This window comes from Eubacterium sp. MSJ-33, from assembly GCF_022174665.1.
Classification (GTDB): domain Bacteria; phylum Bacillota; class Clostridia; order Lachnospirales; family Lachnospiraceae; genus Coprococcus_C.
In genome coordinates this window covers 2,234,864-2,259,768 of the sequence record NZ_CP076562.1, presented here as the reverse complement: position 1 = coordinate 2,259,768, position 24,905 = coordinate 2,234,864, and the positions used below count along the sequence as shown (strand labels likewise).

Here is a 24,905-nt window from a genome sequence, read left to right as displayed (position 1 = left end):
CTCTACCTCTACCAGATGGTTGTTCTATATTACAAATTTGCCATACAAGTTTATACAATTCTTCCGGCTATGTGTGTCTAACAATGACGGAAAATTCAAAGAATTTATAGACATTTTTACACAAAAAAGCTCCCGACCTCTGTCGGAAGCTTCTTACCGTCAATCCTGTTTTCTTTATTCTGCAGGGCGAATCACCAATTCATCCGGATGTACCAGACCCAGCTTGTCTTTTGCAACATCCTCAATATACTCATTCGTCTGCATATATTTCTCCTGTGCATCGAGGTTTGCCTGTTCCTGCTTTGCCTCTTCCACCTTTAATTCCATCGTCTTTTCCGTCTCAGCCAATTGCTTACTCTTAGCATGCAATGTCGATGCATGCACAACTGAAGTCACGCATACAAATACAACCGCTACTATAACCAAAAATGTAATAACCGGCGATTGACGATATCGAATTGATTTTCTTGCACTGCTTTTTGCCATTTCCATACCCACTTTTCATACCTAAAGATATTTACATTTTACCCTTATTATCGCTATTTTTCAACATTTTCTTATGCTTTTTCGTGGATTTTTTTACCTTGTACAAGATGTAGTTTGCAGACTTCATCAAAACACAACTTATAGTGTAGTGAAACAGAATTACACCAAACAAAATTCCAACTGCCATATACCAGCGCAGCACACCATCCCCATAGGTATGAATTTCTTCCAGCGTAATGTATGTCCATACCAGCCAGAAGCAGACATCTTCCATCGCTATTAAAATTGAATTATGAGATACCACGCGCCGAAACACACGCAAAAGATCATACGACAGTGTGAGGGCGATTCCCATGGCGACACTCATCAGAAACATGGCACCCTGCCGTATTAATACATCCATCAATTATCGAAACAGCCGCTTTGCGATTGCAGCAGCCTTCTTCTTTCCCTTTTTTTCGGAATACAACATCCCCTGTATCGTACCGGTCAACTGGAGTTCACCCTTCTCCATATCCAGTTTCTCTGCATGCAGATTCTGTCCCTTGATTGCAAGATGATCTGCTGTTGTTTCCACCTCAACAAGTTCCGGTTCCATGGATATCACTTTTTCCAGTCCGGTGAGGCTCATATGTGCACGCTGTGTGATGTGTATCATATGACTTTCCATGTATGCTCCTGCACACTTACTATAGCTTATATATATGCAGACAGCCTGTCATTTATGAGTTTTCACCATGCATCAGAGATATTCAAACATCTCCTTCGCATCTTCCTTTTTGGTCGAGTCTGCAATCATTGTTACTTTGACCTTCACCGATTTGTTGCCGAATGATATCTCGATAACATCTCCAACCTTAACGTCATAGGAGGCTTTTACAACCTTTTCATTTACCATCACCCTGCCTGCATCACACGCGTCATTTGCCACCGTACGACGTTTGATTAGACGAGATACTTTCAAATACTTATCCAAACGCATAACTTGTTCCTCCTTGCTTTCCTGTTATATGAAAAAGCTGCCGCGATATGCGACAGCTTTTCACTCTTTATCGAAAATCTTTTTCCGTAAGAATCTCAGATTAGTTTAAAGAATCCTTTAAAGCCTTACCAGCCTTGAACTTAGGAGTCTTAGAAGCAGCGATCTTCATTGTCTCGCCTGTTCTTGGGTTACGTCCCTCACGAGCAGGTCTCTCAGCTACTTCAAATGTACCAAATCCAACCAACTGAATCTTCTCACCATTCTTTAACTCTTCTGCTACTGTCTCTGTGAAAGCCTTGAGTGCCTTCTCAGCTTCTGTCTTCTTAAGTCCAGCCTTCTCAGCCATCTTTGCAACTAATTCATTCTTGTTCATCGAAATTTCCTCCTATAAATAAAACGATGTTTCTTGACCACATCCCCCGCGGTCGAATCTTATTTTATCAGCATTTACGAGAAATGCCCTACGCATATTTATACCTTGTTGCCCTTTGTTTGTCAAGGAAAAAAGCCAAGTTTTTGGGAATTTCGATGCTAATTTTAACCTTCCATCTGTTTCCCAAGGAAATTTGCTGCAATCGCCGCTGCCTTCACCTCTGATTCGCCTATTTGCTTGCTTCCATCCCGACTAAGCAAAATTACCGCGCCTATCGCATCGCCCTCACAGATAATCGTCTGTACAATCTCTCCATCATACTCATTATCGCCATGTCCGAGAATCCTGATAAACTTCTTCTCACCTTTTCGAGCCAGAATCACTTCGCGATCATTGATTGCATCTTCCAATTCCCGGTGCAGCGATTTGCCGAGTAAATCCTTCTTTGAAATACCTGCAACCGCGATAATCTGATCCCGATCACACACACAGACACCACAGCCAAGACTTGATGCAATCGCATCTACATATTCCTGTGCAAATGCGGACAGCTCTCCAATCGGCGAATATTTTTTGAGTACAATCTCTCCATCTTTATCTGTAAATATCTCAAGCGGGTCGCCTTCCCGAATCCGTAATACCCGTCTTATCTCTTTTGGGACAACGATTCTGCCAAGCTCATCGATCCGTCTGACAATTCCTGTTGCTTTCATTTGATCATTCCTCCTGTTCTCCTGATATACTTCCATTTTTGTACTGTATGGGTAGTATGTGGAAAATCAAAAGAAATATTCGATTGTTATTTAAAGAAATTAATAAACTTTCGCTACATAGAGATCATCTCAACAGGTTCCGCTTCTTATTCTCTGTCATTCAAAAATGGATTTCGTTTTCTCCTATTGTAATTTTTGGATTGCACCTATTGTGATTTCATACTGTTCCTTCACTTTTTCAAACATCTCATCCGTGCCGTCTAATTCTTTCGCCCGGAGCTTCTCCGTGAGTGCGGAACTCGCGGAGAACAGCTTATCAAATCCTAAATTTACGCACACACCCTTCAATGTATGTGCTGCACGAAATGCACTTTCGACATTGTTTTCCTGTAACGCTTCCTTCAATGTTTCATAGGACTTATCATTTAAAAATTTGAGGGCAAACCGCTGTACCATCTGCTCACTGCCCAGACGGCTCAGCACTTCATCAAAATTAGACCCCATTTCTTCATAACATGCTCTTACATCCATCTTTGTATCCCTTTCGTAAATCGCATATCCGGTCTGTCATCTATCTATTCACTAAAATCTTTATAAAATAAACATCAAATCCCCATAAGAAGGCATCGGCCACATCTCTTTGTCAACAATCATCTCCAGACTATCAACCGGAGTACGCAATGCTGTCATAGCTGGCATGATAATATCGCGGCAATATTTTGCTCGTTCCGGACCCTCTTCCATATTCTCAATCTCACCTGTTACATGGACGAGATAATTGAGCGCTCCATAACTATCTGCCAACAAAGATGATGTCTTTTCCAAAAGCTTCTCCTGTACACTCACATTATAGCTGGCTCCGGCAGCCCGAACTTGATTCACAGACTCCGCAAGCACAGTTGTATATTTCACAACTGCCGGAATAATCTGTTTCGTCGCCATATCAATCATCGTTTTCGCTTCAATATTAATTGCTTTTGCATAGATCTCATACTGAATCTCTGCTCTTGCAGAAAGCTCAGCCTTCGTAAACACTTTGAAATGCTCAAACATAGCGACAGCAGAATCTGTAGTAAGGGCCGGAATCGCGTCGACCATGGTTGGAAGGTTTGGAAGTCCTCTGCGCTTCGCTTCCTCCTGCCATTCCTTGGAATATCCATTACCACTGAAGATAATACGCTTATGCTGTTCCATATATTCTACGATTAATGCATTCAATTCTTTTTCAAAATCATCAGCCTTTTCCAGTCTGTCACAGGCCTCCTCAAATGCCTCTGCTGCGATCGTATTCAAAACAACGTTACAGTTAGACAGGGAATCCTGGGATCCAAGCATACGGAATTCGAACTTATTTCCGGTAAATGCAAACGGTGAAGTACGATTACGATCCGTTGCATCCTTGCGGAAGTCCGGAAGTGTTGTAACACCCGTTGCAAATTTTTCCCCCTTGATACTGTGGGTTGCCTCTCCATTTTTCAGAATCTGATCAAGCACATCCTCAAGCTGGTCTCCAAGGAATACAGAGATTACGGCTGGTGGTGCTTCATTTCCACCCAGTCTCTGATCATTTCCGACATCGGCTGCAGACACACGGAGCAAATCCGCATGCTCATCAACCGCCTTCAAAATACATGCAAGCACAAGAAGGAACATCTTGTTCTCATGTGGGTTCTTGCCCGGCTCAAGCAGATTCACACCATCATCAGAAGTCAGGGACCAGTTATTGTGCTTACCGGAACCATTTACGCCGGCAAACGGCTTCTCATGAAGCAGGCAGCGCATACCATGACGGCTTGCTACCTTCTTTAAAATCCGCATCATAATTTGATTGTGATCCTGTGCAATATTCACCGGTGCATAGATTGGTGCCAGCTCATGCTGTGCCGGAGCAACCTCATTGTGCTGTGTCTTCGCAGCAACACCAAGCTTCCAGCACTCCTCATTTACTTCCTTCATATATGCACTGACACGCTGACGAATCGTACCAAGATAATGGTCATCCATCTCCTGTCCCTTTGGCGGCATTGCCCCAAACAGCGTACGACCTGTATAAATCAGATCCTTACGTTTCAACCATTTTTCTTTATCAACCAGAAAATATTCCTGCTCGGCACCAACCGATGGTGTCACACGTTTTGCAGTTGTATTTCCGAACAATCTCAATATACGAAGTGCCTGTTTGTTGATTGCTTCCATCGAACGAAGCAGCGGTGTCTTCTGATCGAGTGCCTCCCCCGTATACGAACAGAATGCGGTAGGAATACAGAGGATTCCACCTGCCGAATCATGACGGACAAACGCCGGTGATGTACAATCCCATGTCGTATATCCTCTTGCCTCAAAAGTAGCTCGCAGACCTCCGGAAGGGAAAGAAGATGCATCCGGCTCACCCTGAATTAATTCCTTGCCAGAGAAGGACAATAATACCTTTCCGTTTTCTTTTGGTGCTGTGATAAATGCGTCATGTTTTTCTGCTGTCACACCTGTCATCGGCTGGAACCAATGACTAAAATGTGTCGCACCTTTCTCGATTGCCCACTCCTTCATCTCATGAGCCACCACATCTGCGATTTCGAGAGACAGTTCCTTACCTTCTTCGATTGTCTCCTTCAGTTCCTTATAAACTTTCTTCGGAAGTCTCTCTTCCATAACTGCATCGTTGAACACATCACAGCCAAAAATTTCTGTTACATTTACATTTTCTTCCATATTGTACTCTAAACCTGTCCTTTCACGTTTCCTTAATTAATTTTGAAAGTTCTCCCCTTGTATTATTATTTTTTTTATAGTATATTTTATGAAGTTTGCTTTGTCAAACACTATAATAGGTAATATGCCGCAATCTTTCATTATCTGACGGCATTTTTATTCAGGAGGAAAATATATGCAACGGGAATCTTTTAAATCCCGTCTTGGTTTTCTGCTTGTATCGGCAGGATGCGCCATCGGTATCGGAAATGTCTGGCGTTTCCCTTATATCGCAGGCGAAAACGGAGGCGGTCTTTTTGTACTCTTTTACCTGATTTTTCTGGTAATCATGGGACTACCTGTTTTGACAATGGAATTCGCGGTCGGTCGTGCAAGCCGTAAGAGTGCGGTACTCGGTTACAAAGCGCTTGAAAAGCCCGGCAGCAAATGGCACATCCACGGCTGGTTCGCCATGGCCGGATGCTATCTGCTGATGATGTATTACACAACCGTATCCGGCTGGATGCTTTCATATTTTTATAAGTTTGCAACCGGCGCATTTCATTCCGGCATGGACACAGACGCAACTTCTTCGGTGTTCGCCGATCTGCTCGGTGATCCGCTTCAGATGACGCTCTGGATGGTAATTACCGTAGTCGCGGGATTTCTCATCTGCAGCCGTGGCTTGCAAAATGGTCTGGAAAGGATCAGTAAATTCATGATGCTGGCACTGCTTGCGCTGATTTTAATCTTAGTAATACATAGTCTGACATTGTCCGGTGCAAAGGAAGGCTTGAAGTTCTACCTCGTACCAAATGCAAAAACCGTCTCTGAAGTCGGTCTCAAAAACGTGATTTCCGCTGCGATGAACCAGGCATTTTTCACCTTAAGTTTAGGTGTTGCGGCAATGGAGATTTTCGGAAGCTATATGAGCAAGGACAATACGCTCGCCGGGGAGGGCGTCCGTATCTGTGCACTTGATACATTTGTCGCAATCATGGCAGGATTGATTATCTTTCCGGCATGCTTCAGCTATGGTGTGGAAGTCGGTGCCGGTCCGAGTCTGATCTTTGTCACTCTCCCGAACGTATTCGTGAATATGGCAGGCGGCAGGATCTGGGGAACATTGTTCTTCCTGTTCATGACATTTGCCAGCTTCTCGACGGTTATCGCTGTGTTCGAGAACATCATTTCCTTCTGTATGGATATGTTCCACATCAGCCGGAACAAAGCATCGCTTATCAACTGTGTTATCATTCTGATTGCAAGCATGCCTTGTGTCCTTGGCTACAACGTATGGAGCAATGTGCATCTGATCGGCGGTCGTGACGTACTCGACACGGAAGACTTCTTAGTAAGCAACCTGCTTTTGCCGCTTGGATCACTCATCTATCTGTTATTCTGTGTTACCAAATGGGGATTTGGATTTGATAACTACATCGAAGAGGCAAACACCGGAAAAGGGCTTAAAATCAGTCGGAAATTAAAGCCGTATTTCCAGTTTATACTGCCGGTTTTGATTCTGATCATTCTGATTCAGGGATTGCTGTAGCCGGATCCGGGGAGATCGTTATACTATATTTTAGATAAAGCGAAAAGGATTTTACTGATATGGAAAAGCTCAAATATATAAAACCGAAACTTTTTAGCACTATGAAAACATATACAAAGGAACAGTTTGTGAAGGATATCGTCGCAGGTATCATCGTGGCGATCATCGCATTGCCTTTGTCGATTGCACTTGCCATTGCCTCCGGTGTCAATCCGGAGCAGGGCTTGTACACCGCCATCATCGCTGGATTCTTCATCTCCCTGCTCGGTGGCAGCCGCGTGCAGATCGGAGGTCCTACCGCAGCATTCGTTGTTATCATCTACGGCATCATCGCCCAATATGGCATGACCGGACTTACAATTGCTACTTTTTTGTCCGGCATCATCATGATCATCATGGGACTGTGCCATTTCGGCAATCTGATCAAATTCATCCCGAAGACAATCACGGTCGGCTTTACATTTGGTATCGCCATCGGCATCTTTGCCGGACAGCTCAAGGACTTCTTCGGTCTGTCCATGGGAGCTGTGCCATCCGAATTTGTTGATAAATGTGCTGCCTATGCGAAAGCATTTCACACGATTGACTGGATGACGTTCGGTATCGGTATGCTCGCGCTGCTGATCCAGATCTTCTGGCCGAAGGTATCTGCGAAGATTCCGGGCAGCTTAATTGCAATTCTCGTAACCACACTGATTGTCCAGCTTGGCAAGCTTCCGGTTGCTACGATCGGCGATCTGTACACGATTAAGGCAGGCTTCCCAAAATTCGCCGCCCCGCAGCTTTCGTTCGCCCTCGTAAAAAAACTGATCTCACCGGCATTTACAATTGCAATTTTAGCTTCGATTGAATCGCTGCTTTCCTGTGTTGTATCCGATGGTATGATCGGTGGACATCATCGTTCGAATGCGGAGTTAGTCGGTCAAGGTGTCGGTAATATCATGTCATCGCTCTTCGGCGGTATCCCGGCAACCGGAGCGATTGCCAGAACCGCAGCCAATGTCAAAAACGGCGGACGTACACCAATCGCCGGTATCGTCCATGCAATCACCTTGCTGTTGATTCTGCTGTTCCTGATGCCGTATGCATCTATGATTCCGATGACCTGTCTTGCTGCAATCCTGATTATGGTTGCCTACAACATGAGTGGCTTCAAGACATTTGGCCACATGATTAAGACCGCACCGAAAAGCGATATTCTCGTCCTGATCACAACCCTGCTTCTGACGGTATTCTTCGATCTGGTTGTGGCTATCGAGATCGGTATGGTCATGGCAGCATTCCTGTTCATGAAGCGAATGTCCGATGTCGGTGAAGTGAAACCATGGATCTACAAAGAAGATCTGGACAAAAACGAGATCTCCGAGCACACGGACCTGAAGAATGTACCGCGTAACACAATGGTATATGAAATTCTCGGTCCGATGTTTTTTGCGGAGACAAATGACTACCTTGCATTTACAAACGAAAAACACAAGAATGTTCTGATTCTTCGTATGCGTGATGTTCCGGCTATGGACATCACCGGGCTGGAATCACTGGAAGAAGCATACAAAACGTGCCAGAAGAAGGGCATCCATTTACTGCTCTCCCACGTGAACGAGCAGCCGCGCCATGTCATGGAGAAAGCCGGCTTCGTAGAGAAGCTTGGCGAAGAGAACTTCTGTGAGAACATCGATGTTGCGTTAGCAAAAGCGGCAACGTTCGATAATTAAACATTCTGCTTACCATAACAAAAAGCCCCGATTGCGTCTGTGGATATATTTCCAATCACACCGGACTGCAACAGGGGCTTTTGTATTATATAATTGCTTTGGTCTTCTCCATCACATCCTGCAGGATTTTCAGGTTGTGCATCGTGTCCGCAGTCTCCAGAGAATGGTTTGCGTTCTCGTAGACATGCATCGGAACACCCTGCGCTTCACTCATCCGGATCACCGCAGGCACATCACTCCACGGATCAGCCGTTCCGATAAATGCAACCGCATGCTTCGGTAAGAAGGTATAAGTTGCTTCAAGCGGCGTGTATAAGATATGACGAAGTTCTGCTTTCGTTCCCGATTCTTCGAGCTTCTGTGCATAGGCTGATGCGATTATCGTACCAACGCTCTTCGATACAAACAGCACTTTCGCATACGCTGTAACATCGACCCCGGCAAGCTGTTCTTCCGCCTGCGCATACAGTGCATGGAAAGCCGCCTCCATCTTCTCTTTGTTCCCGCGGATATTCCCCGCCTGATAATCGTATTTCAACGCAATCTGTTCATAGCCTGCTTCGCCAGCCAGCTTCCGGCTGTAATATAGAAGCGGCTTATCCGCATGGTATCCGATTCCCGGGAAAAATATTGCCAGTTTTGTCATAGATTAATTCCTCGTTTTTCTTTTTGATTGTATTATACGTCTTGGCATTTTTATCTCAAGCATATCTTTTATTGAATTGCATTTACATTTTCTGCTGTATAGCCTTTATAGTCAAGCTGCATTTCTTCTCCAATATTTAATCCCTGCATAAATGCATCATACTCTGGATTATCGACTGTTCGCGTCTCCCCAGTTGCACGATCTGTTATGTAATAGATACAACCATCCCCATCGAGATCCTGTTCATCCGGGAATTCATAACTTGACAATGATTTATCCCAGTTTGATACGTCATAAAGCAGGACAATCTGTCCATTCTCGAATTTACCGTATGTACATGGCCAAATGCTGGATGGTCCCTGATTATGTGATATGTCAAATCTCACATATCCTGTGGCATAGTACGATGCATAAGGACCCGTATTATATTTTACTTCTACGGTTTTTGTATCCGTATTATACGTATATGCAAGGCCCCAGTACCCAGCCACGCATGCAGCCAGTCGTTTAAAAGTGAGTTCTGCTTTTCCATCTCCGTCAATATCTGCAATTGCAAATAAATCATGTTCAACCCAGTTAAATCCAGGTTCCGTAGTATCCCAAGAATATCCATCCGTTCCCAATAATGTTCCCGTCGAAAGACCAGACAACAAAAACTCCTTGTACGCCTCTTTCGCCGCTTTGTCATAATCCATTTTTGATACACCAATGTCATCGGATTCGTCCATAGCAGCCACTGTCGTCTCCTGCGTTGTATCCTCCGTGGTCACCACTATAGTTTCTTCTGTTTCCGTCGTATACTCTGTTGTCTCTACAACTGTAGTCACAGTTGGTGTATCCGTCGGTTTTACACTCTCCGGTTCCCGTGTTGTTACCGCATGATGCACTCCAAAGCCTATCGTAGCTGCAATTGCCACCCCTGCAACGCCAATCGCGATTTTCCCACCGATCGTACCAAGAAATCCTGCCAGTGATCCACCTCTAGCACTTCCACCTGTAACTTCCGGTCCTGCCGCCGCACTACCATCCCCTGTTTTGAATTTATTTTTTTGCTCCGTGTTGTTTGAATTCATTGGTTCTCCCCCCTTCGTAAAACATATTTGCTTATTATATGTACGATATTTTACAGTACACTCACAGGCTTCTATCTTTTTTATTTAGAATTTCCCATCCGCATCCGGGATTGATGGGTCTTCGTTCAGAATTGTTTCGTCCTCAAACATTGGTTTCCACGATAATTTCTTATATGGATGTGCTTCTTCCTTCCCTGCCCATGTTGATTCATCAATTTCCGTATACTGTAGACTTTGATAATCATCGTCTAATTGCTGAAGGAATGTATCATATGTAACCTCTATCGGTCCACTGAAATAATCTGGTTGAGCACCATAACCTAATTCATAATATCTAATTACGCTATCTCTTCCACGCAATTCTAATAAACATGTACAAGAATAATCATCCTCCAACGACGAATCATAATATACCAAATCATAATTTTGATCATCGGAGGCATGTACCGACATAACATTTCCTTCACTATAATAACAATTTCCATATCTGGCTTCAGGGTGGTACTCCCAATTACAGATATCTCGGATTTCTACCATTCTCTTCTCTGGATTCCAACAACCAAACAATAGTTCATCTTCTCCATCCTCGTCAATATCTTCCAGTGCATAAAAACTATTTTCCTTACTATACGTTGTAATTGTGTAATAATCTGAATACTCACTTTTCCCGGTTGCAGCATAATCTTCCATCCCCGTTCTCGCCTGTTCCAGCATTACTTCCAACTGGCTCTTTACCTGCGATTCCTCTGATTCTGATACCGAATCCACTTCTGACTCGGTATTCATCCCCGGCTCCGTCACTGTATCTGCTTCCAATTCCGTTTGCTCTGTCGCATCTGCCTCATATTGGCTTATTACAGCACCTCTGTCCGGTTCGGACGATGCATGATGGATTCCCAGACCGATTCCGACAACCGCAGCAACTCCGATGATGCCAACTGCCACTTTTCCGCCAACCGTACCAAGGAATTTTGCGCTTCCCTGTGCGGATGCTTTCGCTACTGCACCTGTAGCTCCGCCTGCCTGTCCGGTTACCGCTGCACCTGCAGCACTCCCTGCCTGTCCTGCCGCGGTTCCTGCAATACCACCTGCCTGTCCGATTACCGCAGATGTTCCTGTCACGCCACCAGCCTGCCCAACCATCGCGATTGCACCAGCCGCACTTCCTGTGATTCCGACATGCGCGATACCCGTCACCTTTCCAATATAATTCTGGAACAAAATATACAGCCAAGGTGTATCCTTCAAGCTGAATTTATGCGAATTCTCCTGCTTTACCTCATATGCCGGTGCCTGTCCATGCGTTGTGATTGCTGAAAGCATGGCTGTCCGTGTCTGTCCAAGTGTATGCTTTACCACCCGTGTCGTACATCCCGTTTTTTCTACGATCATTGGCACGCTCTCGCCAAAATAATAATACGACTGGAATACAATCTTTTCCATCGGCGATAACGTCTCGATCACAGCCTGCACCTGCTCTGTAAATGCGCGATCCTCGGATAATTCCTCTGTGATTACGAGAGCTTCATCCTCCGCTGCATAATCATAGAACGGCATATCCGAACTGCTGTCTGCCGATTCCATAGTCTGTGCATTTACAACATCCATCTCTGCCTGTGTGACAGCCGCATTTGCCTGCGCCATGCTCTCCTTTAGGTATTCCAACACTTCCTCATTTGCAAGCTTCGCACTCCACGCATAAAACGCCTCCGTCTGCAGAAGTGTCTGCACATTCGCATAGATTTTCTCATATACCTTCGGCATCAGCTCTGCCGCAATGTTCTCATCCGGAATAATCGTATGCAGCATCGTATAGACCGTCTGCGATGTCGCATAATAAAAGCTCTCATATCCGCTGAAATCTCCGGATTGAAATTTCTCAATTTGTTCTGTAATAATTGGTTCCATCTGTACTCCCTTTACTTCCCATCACCTTGAGTGGTCCGATCACATAGGTAAGCGCACCCATATAGATCACCATCCCGTGTTCACATTCTACCACACTTCCCGGCTCCGGATTCGCTAACTTCGTCCGGGTATCCCCATCCACGATCAGGAATTTGCTGCAGCCTCGCGAATCCATCGCCCGCCACGGCGCATCATAGTACCGCGTCCGGAAGAACGCCCACACCGTCGCCGGACTTACGACTGCATTCTCGCCGCCGCCAAAGACGAACACATCACCTGGCGAAACCATCACCGGCTTGACACGTCCATGCAGCCCGGAAGAGAGTTTCTTCTGATTTCGGATCGTACCATTCTTCGGGTTTTCGTCCATGTAAAACCAGATACCATCCATATTCTGGAACCGTCCATGTCTGCGGCTGATCGTCGTTGCATGCATCGGGATATCCGGTGTATGCTCCTTCGACATTCTTCCCACCTCCCAGACAACCTGATTGTCCAGCAAATAGATATTCAATTGTCCATTTTCAATTACGATTAAATTATTTTCCATCCTACCATATATCCGTATCAAGATCCGGAAGTTCCGCGAGAAATGTGTCAATCTCCGGCAGGTCAAGCTCCAGCAGCACCTTGCGCGCATAGCGGCATAACTCATCCGGATCGAACTCCTCGGATTCCGTATCAAGCATGTTGTTCAGTTCCGCATCATCCAGAATAAACAGGATCACACTCTCAAACAGGTTCTTCGCACACAAAGGCTCCATATGTGCCAGTGTAAGCATCTCGTCAATCTGCTCATGATCCATGCTCAGATGCAGTCCCAGCGAGATAATCTTGTTCCGTGTCGGATACCATTTGTTCTGCCGTATCGCAGACACACACTGCCGCAGAGAAGACGACCAGCCCTGTCCCTCTGCCAGATTCGCCACACTCGAAGAATACCGCTGGTAATTGATCGTCACATACATTTTCACATAGGCATAAAACTTCTGATATGCCGTGGAAAATGTTGCGATATTGTCATAGATAAACTGTGTCAGGGCATCTGCATTCTCCACCTGTGATAACCGCTCGGCAAATTGTGCCGTATTAATATCCGGGATTTCCATGTCCGTATCTGCTGTCATATTCTCCTTAATCTGCGACAATATGTAATCATAGGCGGTCAGTCCATACGATTCCTCACACTTTTCTGATGCCCTGTTTCCGAAACCATCCATTTCAATCCTGTGGTTTAACACATAGATACACACGCAGTCTTCCAAGCTCTTCGAATAAAGCTCCGGGTACTGCCCGTACCGCCGAAGGAGCTGGTTCATCCTCTCCAAGTCATACTCCGCCGCCATGCCGATCCTAAGAAATGTCTCACGGTTCTTCGGAATCGCTCCCTTACACCATTTGTCAACCGACACCCGGCTTACACGGCACCGCTTCGCAAATGCAGACTTCGTAAGTCCGCTCTCCGCAAGGATTTCCAGCATCTTCCGTGCCCACAGTTCCTGCTGGGACTGAAGCAGCGGAAAAATCCGCGTTTTCAGCTCTCCGAGATCCTCACACCTTCCAATCTCTTCTCTTATCAATCTTGTCTCAAATCCATTTTCTTCCATATATTATTCTGTACATCATCCTGTAAGATACCTGTCACAGGCACCCGTTTACTCCATCGACTGTTCCTTGTACGCCTTACGAATCGGAATAATTGGCAACGCCATAAATACGAAAATCGAAATAAAAAATGCAACCAGACCGGTCACGATATCATACGGAAACGGCAGAATAATCCAGCCCCATTTTGCAATCTTTCCCGCCATCTTCACTGCAGTTTTGATTCCGCCGAAGAAGTATGAGATCAATCCGATCATCACACCATATCCACACATCATTATACTCCATCTGCTCTGTGTGGCAAGGTTAATCACGAACCCCAATACTGTCATACAAGTTGCTCCAAGTGCAATATACTGCGCAATTTCCAATCTCTTCATTTTAACCTCTCCTTTGTTCTTCTGTTTTTCAGTTCTTGCTGATGTCCTTATATTACACGAACAAAGGAACGGTGTTTTCAGGCAAAGTTTACACTTATCTGTAACAGCCACGCAAATTTATCACATATGTAAAAAGGGCACACCAATTATGCCCTTTTTACGCTTATTAACTATGCATTTCTTCCAAGTTCAAATGCTTTGTGGTTTAAAGCACGGAACTTCTCCGCAACGATTGCGTCGATTGCTTCTTCCCATGCATGCTCCGGAATCTCCGGGAAATACTTGGAGAGTCTTCCCATGAGTGCGATATTTACCGCCTTGGCAGAACCCGCCTCCTCTGCGATAGCAAGGAAATCCTTCGCATCGACATTCGCACCGGCTGCCTCCATCTTAGAAACAAGCTCCTGCGGATACTCCGCAGCACCTGTGATAACCGGCATCGGTTCTACCTCCTGTGTATTCACGATGATCTGTCCGCCCTTCTTCAGGTAAGAAATCCATCTTGCAGCTTCAAGCTTCTCAAATGCGACAATCGCATCTGCTTCACCCTTGTCAATCACCGGTGAATACACCTTCTCACCATATCTTACATATGTGACAACGCTTCCACCGCGCTGGCTCATTCCATGCACCTCAGAAACCTTCACATCAAAATTCTGTGAAAGCAGCACATGTCCTAAAATCTTGCTGGCAAGCAACGTACCCTGTCCGCCGACACCGACGATCATAATATTCTTTGTTTCCATCTTACCTGCCCTCCTTTGCTGTCGGACACAATGCGCCGAATTTACACATCTGTGTACATACTTCACAACCGATACACAACGTTGTATCGATCACTGCCTTGTTATCCCGCACGGAAATCGCAGGACATCCAATCTTCATACACATCTTACAACCAACACATTTATCGGTATCCACCTTGATTGGCGGCTTATGTACTGTACCCTTAATCATAACACATGGACGGCGGCTGATAATGATACTCGGCTCTTCCGCGGCAAGTTCTTCCTTCACAACACGCTCCACTTCGGCAAGATCGTACGGATCGACAACTGTGACACGATTAAATCCAAGTGCTGCACAAAGTGCTTCGAGATTCACCTTACCTGCTGGTTCGCCACGCAGGTTCTTACCGGTTGTCGGATTCTGCTGATGTCCGGTCATACCTGTGATTGAATTATCCAGGATGATCACGGTCGAATTGCTCATGTTGTAGGCGATATCTGTAATACCTGTAATACCGGAATGGATAAAGGTCGAATCACCGATTACACCGACGCTCATCTTTTCGCCCTGTTCGCCCATCGCTTTATTAAAGCCATGCAGACCGGAGCACGATGCACCCATGCAGACATTTAAGTCCATTGCATTTAACGGTGCCACAGCGCCCAATGTGTAACATCCGATATCTCCATAGACCATGCACTTTAATTTCGAAAGGATATAGAAGATTCCGCGGTGTGGACAGCCCGCACACATCACAGGCGGACGTCCCGGAATCTCATCGGCAATCGCCAGTTCATCCGGTGCGGCTCCGCCAAGTGCCGTACGTACCAGATTCTGTGAGAATTCGCCACAGATTGGGAATGTCTCTTTGCCGACAACCTCTAAGCCAAGCTTTCTGCAGTGATTCTCGATAAATGGATCTAACTCCTCTAAGACTACAACCTTATCCACATGCTCTGCGAAATCTAAGATCAGCTTCTCCGGAAGCGGCCAGATCATGCCGAGCTTCAGGTAGCTTGCATTATCCCCATATACTTCCTTCGCGTACTGATAGGATGTGGAGCTTGTGATAAATCCGATTGATGTATCGCCCATCTCCACGCGATTTAAGTCACAATCCTCCGCAAATGCGATCAGATCCTTCGTCCGCTGCTCCACGCGCACATGTGCGTCGCGGGAATTCTTCGTCATCATAACCTTCGCCGGATCCTTCTTATAAGGGACCTGCTCTGGAACGATTCGCTCCTCTGTATTTACAACACTCTGGGAATGTGCCACACGTGTGCACATCTTGATAAATACCGGTGTATTAAACTGCTCCGATAACTCATACGCACGCTTCGCAAATACACGTGCCTCCTCCGAATCTGACGGTTCTAACATCGGCACCTTCGCTGCTTCTGCATAGTGTCTGGAATCCTGCTCATTCTGGGAAGAATGCATACCCGGATCATCTGCTACACAGACAACCAGACCGGCATTTAAACCCTGATAAGAGATTGTAAAGAGCGGATCTGCTGCCACATTCAATCCAACATGCTTCATCGCCGTTGCGCTTCTGACTCCACCCAGACTCGCGCCATGTGCCACTTCCATAGCCACCTTCTCATTCGGTGCCCACTCACAATAGATTTCATCATACAGGGCTGCTTCCTCGGTGATCTCTGTACTCGGCGTACCAGGATAACTGGAAATCACTTTGCATCCGGCTTCGTACAGCCCGCGCGCAAGCGCCTTGTTTCCCAACATCAATTCTTTCATTTATAATTTACTCCTTTATCCTTATGCCTCATTTTCCTTCTCGACCAGTTTGTCTGCACCGTACATCTCACGAAGCTTCGGCTTCTCGATCTTACCGGTCGCATTTCGCGGAATCTCGTGGAAGATAATCTGTTTCGGCCGCTTATATCTCGGAAGTTCTAAGCAGAAGTTCTCGATTTCTTCCTCGGTACATGTCATGCCGTCTTTTATCTCAATGATTGCTGCTGTCTTCTCACCCAGCCGGCGATCCGGAAGTCCAATCACTGCCACATCCTTGATCTTATCATACTTACGTAAAAAATCTTCAATCTGTACAGGATAGATATTCTCGCCTCCACTGACGATAACATCCTTCTTACGGTCAACAAGGAAATAAAATCCATCCTCATCCTGTCTTGCCATATCTCCGGTGAACAACCAGCCGTCCTTGATTGTCTCCGCGGTTGCTTCCTCATTTCTGTAATAACAAGTCATCACGCCCGGTCCCTTGACACAGAGTTCTCCGACTTCACCCTGTGGTACCGTCACACCGTTCTCGTCCACAATCTTACATTCCCAACGATAACCCGGCACACCGATCGCTCCGACCTTATGGATATTTTCCACACCCAGATGTACACAGCCGGGGCCTGTCGACTCGGAAAGTCCGTAGTTCGTATCGTACTGGTGATGCGGGAAATATTCCTTCCAGCGCTTGATCAGTGATGGCGGTACCGGCTGCGCGCCGATATGCATGAGCCTCCACTGTGAAAGCTCATAATCTTCCAACTTCAGATCACCGCGATCCAACGCATCTAAAATATCCTGTGCCCACGGAACAAGCAGCCAGACAATCGTACAATGCTCACTCGACACGGCAGAGAGAATCGTCTCCGGCTTTGTCCCCTTTAAAAGTACTGCCTTGCTGCCTGCCACCAGACTTCCCATCCAGTGGAACTTCGCACCGGTATGATAAAGTGGCGGGATACACAGGAACGTATCATCCCGACTCGTACCGTGATGCTTCTGCTCCATCTGTGCTGCTTGTGTTAAGCTCTGGTGTTTATGTAAAATTGCCTTCGGGAATCCGGTCGTTCCGGATGAAAAATAAATTGCCCCGAAATCATCGTCTGTGATTTCCACATTTGGCGCATGACTCGAACAGTCTGCCACAAGCTGATGATAGCTCTCTGCAAATTCCGGACAATTATCCCCGACATAGATTAACAGTCTTCCCTTGGAAAGCCGCTCTGCATTTGTCTCGATTCGTCCGATAAACGCCGGGCCAAACACAATCATGTCAACCTCTGCCAGCTCTGCACAGTATAAAATTTCTTCTGCATCATACCGGAAATTAAACGGCACTGCGATAGCTCCTGTCTTCAAAACACCAAAATAGATTGGCAGCCATTCCAGACAATTGTACATCAAAATTGCTACCTTATCGCCCTTCTTGATGCCTCTTCCTATCAGCATATTCGCAAACCGGTTTGCTTTCTCATCGAAAACACTCCATGTAATCTCTCTTCGATACGGCTCAAATCTCGATGGCTGTATCAGCTCGAACTCCTTCCATGAAGTTCTTCTCGTATCCGGCTCATCCGGATTCAACTCCACCAGTGCAACCTCATCCGGGTACAATCTGGCATTTCTCTCTAAGTACTCTGTAACTGGCATTTTCCCTTGTGACTCCTTATTTTTCTATAAATTCACGCACAGCTTCAATCAGCTTTCTTGTGCTGACTGGTTTTTGAAGCCTTGCTTTCATTCCATATTTTTCTCCACGAAACTTATCTTCTGCATGTAACCGCGATGTAAGTGCAATGACCGGAACAACTTTTCCATCTTCACGGAGCTGCCTGATTCCCATCGTTGCAGCATAGCCATCCATATATGGCAATCCCATATCCATCAAAATCAGGTTATAATAATGCAGTGGCGACTGCTCAAACATACTAATTGCATCCTCGCCATTCAACGCACGCTCTACAAGCAATCCCCGTTCTGTCAGAATCTGCTCCTCGATTGCCGCTGTAATATCATTATCATCCACAACCAATACCCGCTTTCCAATCAAACACGGGTCCTGTGAAAAAGAAGGCTCCCATTCCTCCCAATCAAAATACTGATCCGTTGCAATTCCATCCTTCGTCTCTGTTCCATATTGCAGCTTCATTCCGACTGTAATCTTGGTTCCACAGCCGCTCCGGGTCTCTACATCAATCTCGCCATCCAGCATGCGCACCAGATTCTGAACAATCATAAGACCCAATCCAGATCCTTCCACACGTTCAATCTTCCCCGAATGTTCCCTTGCAAATGGCTCAAACATAATCTCACGAAATTCATCAGACATCCCAACACCATTATCCTGCACATAAAACTCATAATACCCTGCCGTGTCATTTAATGGTTTCTCTTTGATTCCGCAAAATATCTCTCCACCATATGGTGTATAATCTATCGCATTCTGTAACAGATTCAATAATATCTGCTGCATTTTCTCAGCATCACCAATTACAACATGATGATATAGCTGTGCCATATCCAGATGCAGCATATGTCTCCGGATCCGCATAGATGGCCGGACAATATCCAACGTATTCCTCCATAGATTATCAAGAGAAGCCTGACGCATATCCAGCATAAGCGTTCCTTCCTGTATTGCATCTGTGTTAATCATCTGACGCACCATACGAAAGATTGACTTTGCAGACAGAGAGATTTCCTCGATACACTCGGTTACCCTCTCCGGTTTCGTCACAAATGTTCGCGCAACCGCAGCATTTCCTACGATCATGTTAATTGGAATCTGTAACTCCTCATTCAGACGTTTCAGATACATATTCTTGATTACATACGCCTGCTCACTTTGCAGATATGCTTCCCGGATTGCCTGTCGCTGTTTCAACTCTGCAGATTTCTTCTTATCTATGCTTGCGTGAAACCAATTTATAATCCACGGTTTGTCTCCATCCCATTCGACCACCTTAAATATATCTCTGCTCCATACATTTTCCCCGGTGCAGAGCATATATTCACATTCGGTTGTATCACTTAATTTCAACCGTTTCTGCAGATTGCAAATTTCTCTAAATTGATACCAATACTCCTGGTACTCCGGAGCAACCAGCTCCTGCATCTCCTGAATCTGCTGACTATAGCTACAATCTCTTGGAATCGGAATTCCCCTCTCATACAGATTGTCATGCAGAATCTCAAATGTATCTGCCTTGAGGTCAATCTCCTCAATCAACAGCCATTCGTCACACATCGATGCAATGGCTCGGTTCAATTTGTTCTTTAATACTTCTTTCAAATCCCCTTTTTCGTCCATTTTAAAATCCCCCATAATCTCCTTTTCCTGTGTTCTGCAACTTTTATTTATTGATAAAATACTGCCCAGAAAAATGTGCCATCCTCCGCGCGTGCAACACTGACGCCAAGATAGGTACAATTATCCAGATTCACTGTCCCCTGATTTTCTGTGTTCATCTGTGCAATATAAGTATCCAATGTCTGTTTTACCGTGGTCACATCTTCTTCCAGTGAAAATGTATAAGTTACCCAACCGGTATTCGGTATCTTGTAAGCAGCAGCCGCCTGACTGCCAATCTCTGTTAATGCGGCATTTAATTCATCTATGCCGTCATATTCCAATGCCGCGCTTTTTGCCGCTGTCTCTTTTGCCGCATCTGTAAATTCGTCTCTCTGTGTAAGCATGTTTCCCTTTGCTTCATGCTGCTTCGCACATAACTCATAAAACTCCTGTGCATACGCAGTACAATCGACCTGCTCCACCAGACTCGCATCAATCTCCGTCTGTATGTTCTGTTGCATCGTTGCTTCTGTTGCAGCAGATGCCATATCTCTGTTTTGCCACTTCTGAAAATATACAATTACACCGATACATAGCAGCAGTACAATACCAAAGCTTATCCCAACCTGCTTCTTTCTATGTACCCTTTTTTTCTGTTCCGTGTGCATATCCGACAACATATGGGATATACCACTATGTATCACATCATATGTATTCCGCGACTCCTGTGTCAAATCCTCATATAAAGCCCGATACAGACATTCCGCATTTGCAAAACGCTGTGCCGAATCCATTGCAAGTCCCTGCATTAAAACAGCTTCTACCTGTGGCGTAATCGCAATCCCGATTGCAGATGGTTTTGCCAATCCATCCTGCCGCACCCGCTCAGTTGCCAATGGCAGCTTCCTGCCTGTCATACAGCTGTACATCGTTGCACAAAGCGCATAGACATCAGAGTACGGTCCAACCTGCCCCTGTGTTGTCACCTGTTCAATCGGTGAAAATCCACCCTTTTGCACCTTGTTAGAATTGTAACTGCCATATTGTCTTGCCGCTCCAAAATCGATCAGCTTCACTTTGCGATCCTGTGTAATCATAATATTGTCCGGACTGATATCCCGATGTATAACCCCGCGCTTATGAACCCCTGCCAAAGCGCGAATCACCGGGCGCATGATTGCCAGTGTTTCCGAAACTGATAACTGTCCACCATGGCTTTTCACATATGCATCCAGTGATTGTCCTTCCACGAAGTCCATAACAAGATATGCCGTGTTATTCTCCTCTATAAATGTATAGATGTTGACCACACCCGGCTGTTCTCCCAGGACAGCGAGCACACGGCCTTCTTCGATATACTGCTGTTTCATCCGCTCGAACGCTGCACCCTTTTCGCCTTCATAGGTGTAGACATTCGGATCTCCTGGGTTCCGGTAACAGTACCCACGCATATAGAATTCTTTGATTGCTACCTTCCTCTGCAGCTTCACATCAAAGCCAAGATATGTAATTCCGAATCCACCGTCTCCCAATACCCGGTCAATATAATATTTGTTCTGTTCCAAATACGTTCCCGAAGGTAACAGATGTGCTTCCATGCGTACTCCTGTTTTTGTCCATGATTAAGCTTATTTTACCACAATAGGTACTATAATTCTATCCCTTTTCTGGCAGAAATTCTCAGATCATAAGGATGCTTTTCCTTCTTCATTTCCGTAACATAATCCGCAAGTGCAAGAAGCCTGTCCGACGGATTACGCCCTGTCAGAATAAATTCGACCTGCGAATGACTGCCCTCTAGCACTTCCATCAATTTCTTTTCATCAAGCAGACGATATTTCACAGCATGTAAAACCTCATCGAGTACCACAACCGCCTTGATAACATTTTCTTCCGGTGTGTGGATACGCTGTTTTTCATGTCGTTCAACCCATGCCACAACCTGTGCCAGCATATCAGCAAAATATGTGCGCGTCTTTGCAAGTTCTTCCACACTCATCCGGCTCACAAATCCATACATTTCCGTTGCATGTAACGTCTCAATGCCAAGTTTGTGCAGCATTGCAATCTCCCCGGATGTATCATCCTTCAAAAATTGTACAAAAAGCACCGGTATCTTATTTCCTGCAGCCCGCACAGCAAGTCCCACGGCTGCCGTTGTCTTTCCTTTTCCATCTCCATGATAAACCTGAATCATTTCCGTCTCCTTTATAATCTATTACTGCTTTCTGTATTTCGAGTTCATTTCTGTTCATACAGAAATCGCGTTATCCTCATTTACAAAGTCCCAGAATTTCGTAGATTTTCTCCATATCCAGGCTTTCCCGCAGAATCTGTGCCAGCTTGTCAAACTGCTGTTCCCGGTATTCCTGCAACGTCAAATTCTCACTTTCTCCCCGTATTTTCCCTTTCCGCGCATACAGCAGATTGATAAAAGCTTCCCGAAAATCCACCTCATCGAAGATTCCATGAATATAACTGCCTGCTACAGTTCCTGCCGTGCAACCAAGCAGATTTCCTGTTGAATCCTGAACAAAAGGGGAAATTTTATTTATAGCTTTCCTTGTGCATACAGAATTATCGCCAAACGTTTTCGTATCAAATTGTTGTGATGAAGCATCGCTGCCGGCAGCTTCCGTCCGCCCCATGTGTATCTCATACCCAACAACTTTTTTCCCGCTAAGTGATGCAAAATCTCCTTCCAGCATTCCTATCCGGTATATGCGGTTCTCCAGCTTTTTTTCTTCTTCGAACACCGTTGTAACCGGAAGCAATCCCATGCCCCGCACACTTCCAAGTGCACTCTCCGTCTGAAACGGATCCATCAGCAGCCCACCAAGCATTTGATATCCTCCGCAGATACCAAACACGATCGTACCCTTTTTTGCTAATCGCGTAATCTTCGCTTCGAGTCCACTCTCCCGCAGCCACAGAAGATCCTGAATCGTGTTCTTGGTACCCGGAAGTAAAATTGCATCGGGTTCTCCAAGTTCTGACGGCTTTGTCACATAACGCACCGACACATCCCGTTCCATGCTGAGTGCCTGCATATCTGTAAAATTCGAAATACGTGGAAACCGGATCACAGCTACATCGATTTCTGCCTGTACATGCGTCTCCGCGAGGCTCGATGCAAGAGAATCTTCATCCTCGATGTCGACATCTGCATATGGCACCACACCGAGTACCGGCTTTCCTGCACGTTCTTCCAACATCGTAATACCCGGATCCAATATCTTCTTATCACCCCGGAATTTGTTTACGATCAATCCCTTGATCCGTGCCTGTTCTTCGGGCTCCAAGAGCATCACTGTCCCGATTAACTGTGCAAATACACCCCCCCGATCGATGTCAGCAACCAAAAGCACAGGTGCATCTGCAATCCTTGCCATTCCCATATTCACGATATCATCCTGTTTCAGATTGATCTCCGCCGGACTTCCCGCACCTTCAATCACAATGATATCGTGATCTGCCGCAAGCTGCTCATAGCTTTCCCTGATTACCGGAATATATTCTTTTTTCTTTGCAAAATAATCCATCGCACGCATATTTCCAACAACCTGTCCCTGCACGATCACCTGTGAGCCCATATCGGTCGTCGGCTTAAGCAGGATCGGGTTCATCCGCACAGACGGTTCCACGCCTGCCGCCATCGCCTGTACAACCTGCGCACGTCCCATCTCCAGCCCCTCATTTGTCACATAAGAGTTTAATGCCATGTTCTGGGATTTGAATGGGGCAACCTTGTAACCATCCTGTTTAAATATACGGCAAAGTCCTGCCGCGATAAGGGATTTACCGGCATTGGACATCGTGCCCTGGATCATAATTGATTTTGCCATTTTGTGTCTCCTTGTCATTTAAAACTCATTTGTTCCAACGAACACTTCATATATTCTTTGATATCGATATCCTTTTTTCGAAACCGTGGAATCTGGTACAATCACATGTAAGTCTACTAACTGATTTATTACCCTTGACACAACATTCACAGATACCCCGGACAGATCCTGTATTTCTTTTTTATTAAAAACTATCTGCTTCATAAGCACAGGCATAATTCTATATATCGAATTTCCTTTTATCTGCTTAATTGTCTCCATATCTTCTTTATAAATCACCTTAATTCTTTCCAGTTTATTGATATATGAATTACACTGGTCAATTACACATTGTAAAAAGAATTTAATATATCCTGCCACATTACCTCTTCTGCATTCCATAAGATATCTCTGATAAGATGGCTTATATAATTCGAGAATCTCTGACATGTACAAAATCGGAGTACTTTCATCCGTCATTGCCATTTGTACCGGAATCAACGCTCTGCCAAGCCGTCCATTTCCATCCTTATATGCATGAATCGTCTCAAACTGCATATGGGATAACGCCACATTTACCAACAAAGGATCTGTAAACGCATCATTCATGTATTCGTATAGATTTAGAAGCAATCCATAAACTTCTTCCGGAACCGGCGGAATAAATGTCGCTCCCTCAATCGTACATCCTCTTGCTCCGATCCAATTCTGTGTCGTTCGGATTTTTCCGGGCGTTCTTTGTGATCCCCTTACACTATCTAATATAATTTTATGCATTTCATTTACAAGCTCATAATTTATTTGCTTTTTTGTACTCAAATACGCCTGTGCATATTCGATTGTTTTCTTGAGATTTTGTATTTCCTGATTATCATCTGTTTTCTCCATATATTTCAAATAAAACATTTCATCCTGAGATATCTGCGTTCCCTCAATCTGTGTCGATTTATAACTTTCATTTAATATAACAGAATCCAAAAAAAAGCTGGCATCAAATTCCAACGTGTTTAACAATGATTTGTATTCCCCATATTTTACATTTGCCTCTGAAATCAGTTTTAACATATCTTTATCTATTTTATAGTCCAAAGGCATACTTTTTGCTTTATATGGTTCCATATATTCACACCCCTTTTCATTTATAGTAATATAATACCACTCAGAGTCAAAAA

The 24,905-nt window shown here is 45.1% G+C and carries 24 protein-coding genes; 2 read left to right on the top strand and 22 right to left on the bottom strand.

The window, feature by feature from the left end:
• Positions 1–174: 174 nt before the first annotated feature.
• The 8 genes from KP625_RS10590 to KP625_RS10555 form a co-directional block, all read right to left on the bottom strand.
• Positions 175–486, bottom strand: coding sequence for an FtsB family cell division protein (locus tag KP625_RS10590; RefSeq protein WP_177969613.1), 312 nt, complete (start codon positions 484–486; stop codon positions 175–177).
• Between the two features lie 31 nt (positions 487–517).
• Positions 518–889: a spore cortex biosynthesis protein YabQ gene (gene yabQ, locus KP625_RS10585; RefSeq protein ID WP_238297767.1), complete on the bottom strand. Its 372-nt coding sequence runs from the start codon at positions 887–889 to the stop codon at positions 518–520.
• A gap of 3 nt (positions 890–892) precedes the next feature.
• The gene (locus KP625_RS10580; RefSeq protein WP_177969615.1) at positions 893–1,156 is read right to left on the bottom strand and encodes a YabP/YqfC family sporulation protein; all 264 of its coding nucleotides are present in this window, start codon (positions 1,154–1,156) and stop codon (positions 893–895) included.
• 72 nt (positions 1,157–1,228) lie between these two features.
• Positions 1,229–1,468, bottom strand: a complete 240-nt coding sequence (locus KP625_RS10575) for an RNA-binding S4 domain-containing protein (protein WP_177969616.1) — start codon at positions 1,466–1,468, stop codon at positions 1,229–1,231.
• Positions 1,469–1,568: 100 nt separating this feature from the next.
• Positions 1,569–1,841 (bottom strand): HU family DNA-binding protein, encoded by a 273-nt coding sequence (locus KP625_RS10570; RefSeq protein ID WP_177969617.1) that lies wholly within the window; start codon positions 1,839–1,841, stop codon positions 1,569–1,571.
• A 164-nt stretch (positions 1,842–2,005) separates the two neighbouring features.
• Complete coding sequence (spoVT, locus tag KP625_RS10565) at positions 2,006–2,554, bottom strand: stage V sporulation protein T (protein WP_238297766.1); 549 nt, start codon at positions 2,552–2,554, stop codon at positions 2,006–2,008.
• A 183-nt stretch (positions 2,555–2,737) separates the two neighbouring features.
• A complete protein-coding gene (locus KP625_RS10560; RefSeq protein ID WP_238297765.1) occupies positions 2,738–3,085 on the bottom strand; it encodes an Hpt domain-containing protein in 348 nt (115 codons plus the stop codon).
• Positions 3,086–3,145: 60 nt separating this feature from the next.
• Positions 3,146–5,263 (bottom strand): glutamine synthetase III family protein, encoded by a 2,118-nt coding sequence (locus KP625_RS10555; protein WP_177969694.1) that lies wholly within the window; start codon positions 5,261–5,263, stop codon positions 3,146–3,148.
• Positions 5,264–5,438: 175 nt separating this feature from the next.
• Here KP625_RS10555 and KP625_RS10550 point away from each other — a divergent pair, with 175 nt between their 5' ends.
• Together KP625_RS10550 and KP625_RS10545 are read left to right on the top strand one after the other, a co-directional pair.
• Positions 5,439–6,794 (top strand): sodium-dependent transporter, encoded by a 1,356-nt coding sequence (locus KP625_RS10550; RefSeq protein ID WP_238297764.1) that lies wholly within the window; start codon positions 5,439–5,441, stop codon positions 6,792–6,794.
• 101 nt (positions 6,795–6,895) lie between these two features.
• Positions 6,896–8,509 carry a SulP family inorganic anion transporter gene (locus KP625_RS10545; protein WP_238297763.1) on the top strand — a complete coding sequence of 538 codons (1,614 nt, stop codon included), beginning with the start codon at positions 6,896–6,898 and terminating at the stop codon, positions 8,507–8,509.
• Between the two features lie 85 nt (positions 8,510–8,594).
• On the opposite strand, the gene KP625_RS10540 is transcribed toward KP625_RS10545, so the two are convergent.
• The 14 genes from KP625_RS10540 to KP625_RS10475 form a co-directional block, all read right to left on the bottom strand.
• Entirely contained in the window at positions 8,595–9,155 is a 561-nt protein-coding gene (locus KP625_RS10540; RefSeq protein WP_238297762.1) for an alpha/beta hydrolase, read from the bottom strand.
• A gap of 68 nt (positions 9,156–9,223) precedes the next feature.
• A complete protein-coding gene (locus KP625_RS10535) occupies positions 9,224–10,228 on the bottom strand; it encodes a hypothetical protein (RefSeq protein ID WP_238297761.1) in 1,005 nt (334 codons plus the stop codon).
• 84 nt (positions 10,229–10,312) lie between these two features.
• A complete protein-coding gene (locus KP625_RS10530) occupies positions 10,313–12,136 on the bottom strand; it encodes an RNA polymerase sigma factor (protein ID WP_238297760.1) in 1,824 nt (607 codons plus the stop codon).
• Complete coding sequence (locus KP625_RS10525) at positions 12,108–12,686, bottom strand: FHA domain-containing protein (RefSeq protein ID WP_238297759.1); 579 nt, start codon at positions 12,684–12,686, stop codon at positions 12,108–12,110. Before KP625_RS10525 ends, KP625_RS10530 begins: the two co-directional genes overlap by 29 nt.
• Position 12,687: 1 nt before the next feature.
• A complete protein-coding gene (locus KP625_RS10520) occupies positions 12,688–13,743 on the bottom strand; it encodes a hypothetical protein (protein WP_238297758.1) in 1,056 nt (351 codons plus the stop codon).
• Between the two features lie 48 nt (positions 13,744–13,791).
• Positions 13,792–14,121: a hypothetical protein gene (locus KP625_RS10515; protein ID WP_238297757.1), complete on the bottom strand. Its 330-nt coding sequence runs from the start codon at positions 14,119–14,121 to the stop codon at positions 13,792–13,794.
• Between the two features lie 170 nt (positions 14,122–14,291).
• Positions 14,292–14,867 (bottom strand): indolepyruvate oxidoreductase subunit beta, encoded by a 576-nt coding sequence (locus tag KP625_RS10510; RefSeq protein WP_117780013.1) that lies wholly within the window; start codon positions 14,865–14,867, stop codon positions 14,292–14,294.
• A gap of 1 nt (position 14,868) precedes the next feature.
• The gene (iorA, locus tag KP625_RS10505) at positions 14,869–16,611 is read right to left on the bottom strand and encodes an indolepyruvate ferredoxin oxidoreductase subunit alpha (protein WP_238297756.1); all 1,743 of its coding nucleotides are present in this window, start codon (positions 16,609–16,611) and stop codon (positions 14,869–14,871) included.
• 21 nt (positions 16,612–16,632) lie between these two features.
• A complete protein-coding gene (locus KP625_RS10500) occupies positions 16,633–18,267 on the bottom strand; it encodes a class I adenylate-forming enzyme family protein (RefSeq protein WP_238297755.1) in 1,635 nt (544 codons plus the stop codon).
• A 16-nt stretch (positions 18,268–18,283) separates the two neighbouring features.
• The gene (locus KP625_RS10495) at positions 18,284–19,942 is read right to left on the bottom strand and encodes an ATP-binding response regulator (RefSeq protein WP_238297754.1); all 1,659 of its coding nucleotides are present in this window, start codon (positions 19,940–19,942) and stop codon (positions 18,284–18,286) included.
• Positions 19,943–19,974: 32 nt separating this feature from the next.
• Positions 19,975–21,507 carry a serine/threonine protein kinase gene (locus tag KP625_RS10490; protein ID WP_238297752.1) on the bottom strand — a complete coding sequence of 511 codons (1,533 nt, stop codon included), beginning with the start codon at positions 21,505–21,507 and terminating at the stop codon, positions 19,975–19,977.
• Positions 21,508–21,557: 50 nt separating this feature from the next.
• The gene (locus KP625_RS10485; protein WP_238297750.1) at positions 21,558–22,106 is read right to left on the bottom strand and encodes a cob(I)yrinic acid a,c-diamide adenosyltransferase; all 549 of its coding nucleotides are present in this window, start codon (positions 22,104–22,106) and stop codon (positions 21,558–21,560) included.
• 76 nt (positions 22,107–22,182) lie between these two features.
• The gene (locus KP625_RS10480; RefSeq protein ID WP_238297749.1) at positions 22,183–23,754 is read right to left on the bottom strand and encodes a cobyric acid synthase; all 1,572 of its coding nucleotides are present in this window, start codon (positions 23,752–23,754) and stop codon (positions 22,183–22,185) included.
• Positions 23,755–23,772: 18 nt separating this feature from the next.
• The gene (locus KP625_RS10475; protein WP_238297748.1) at positions 23,773–24,852 is read right to left on the bottom strand and encodes a Fic family protein; all 1,080 of its coding nucleotides are present in this window, start codon (positions 24,850–24,852) and stop codon (positions 23,773–23,775) included.
• Positions 24,853–24,905: the final 53 nt, after the last annotated feature.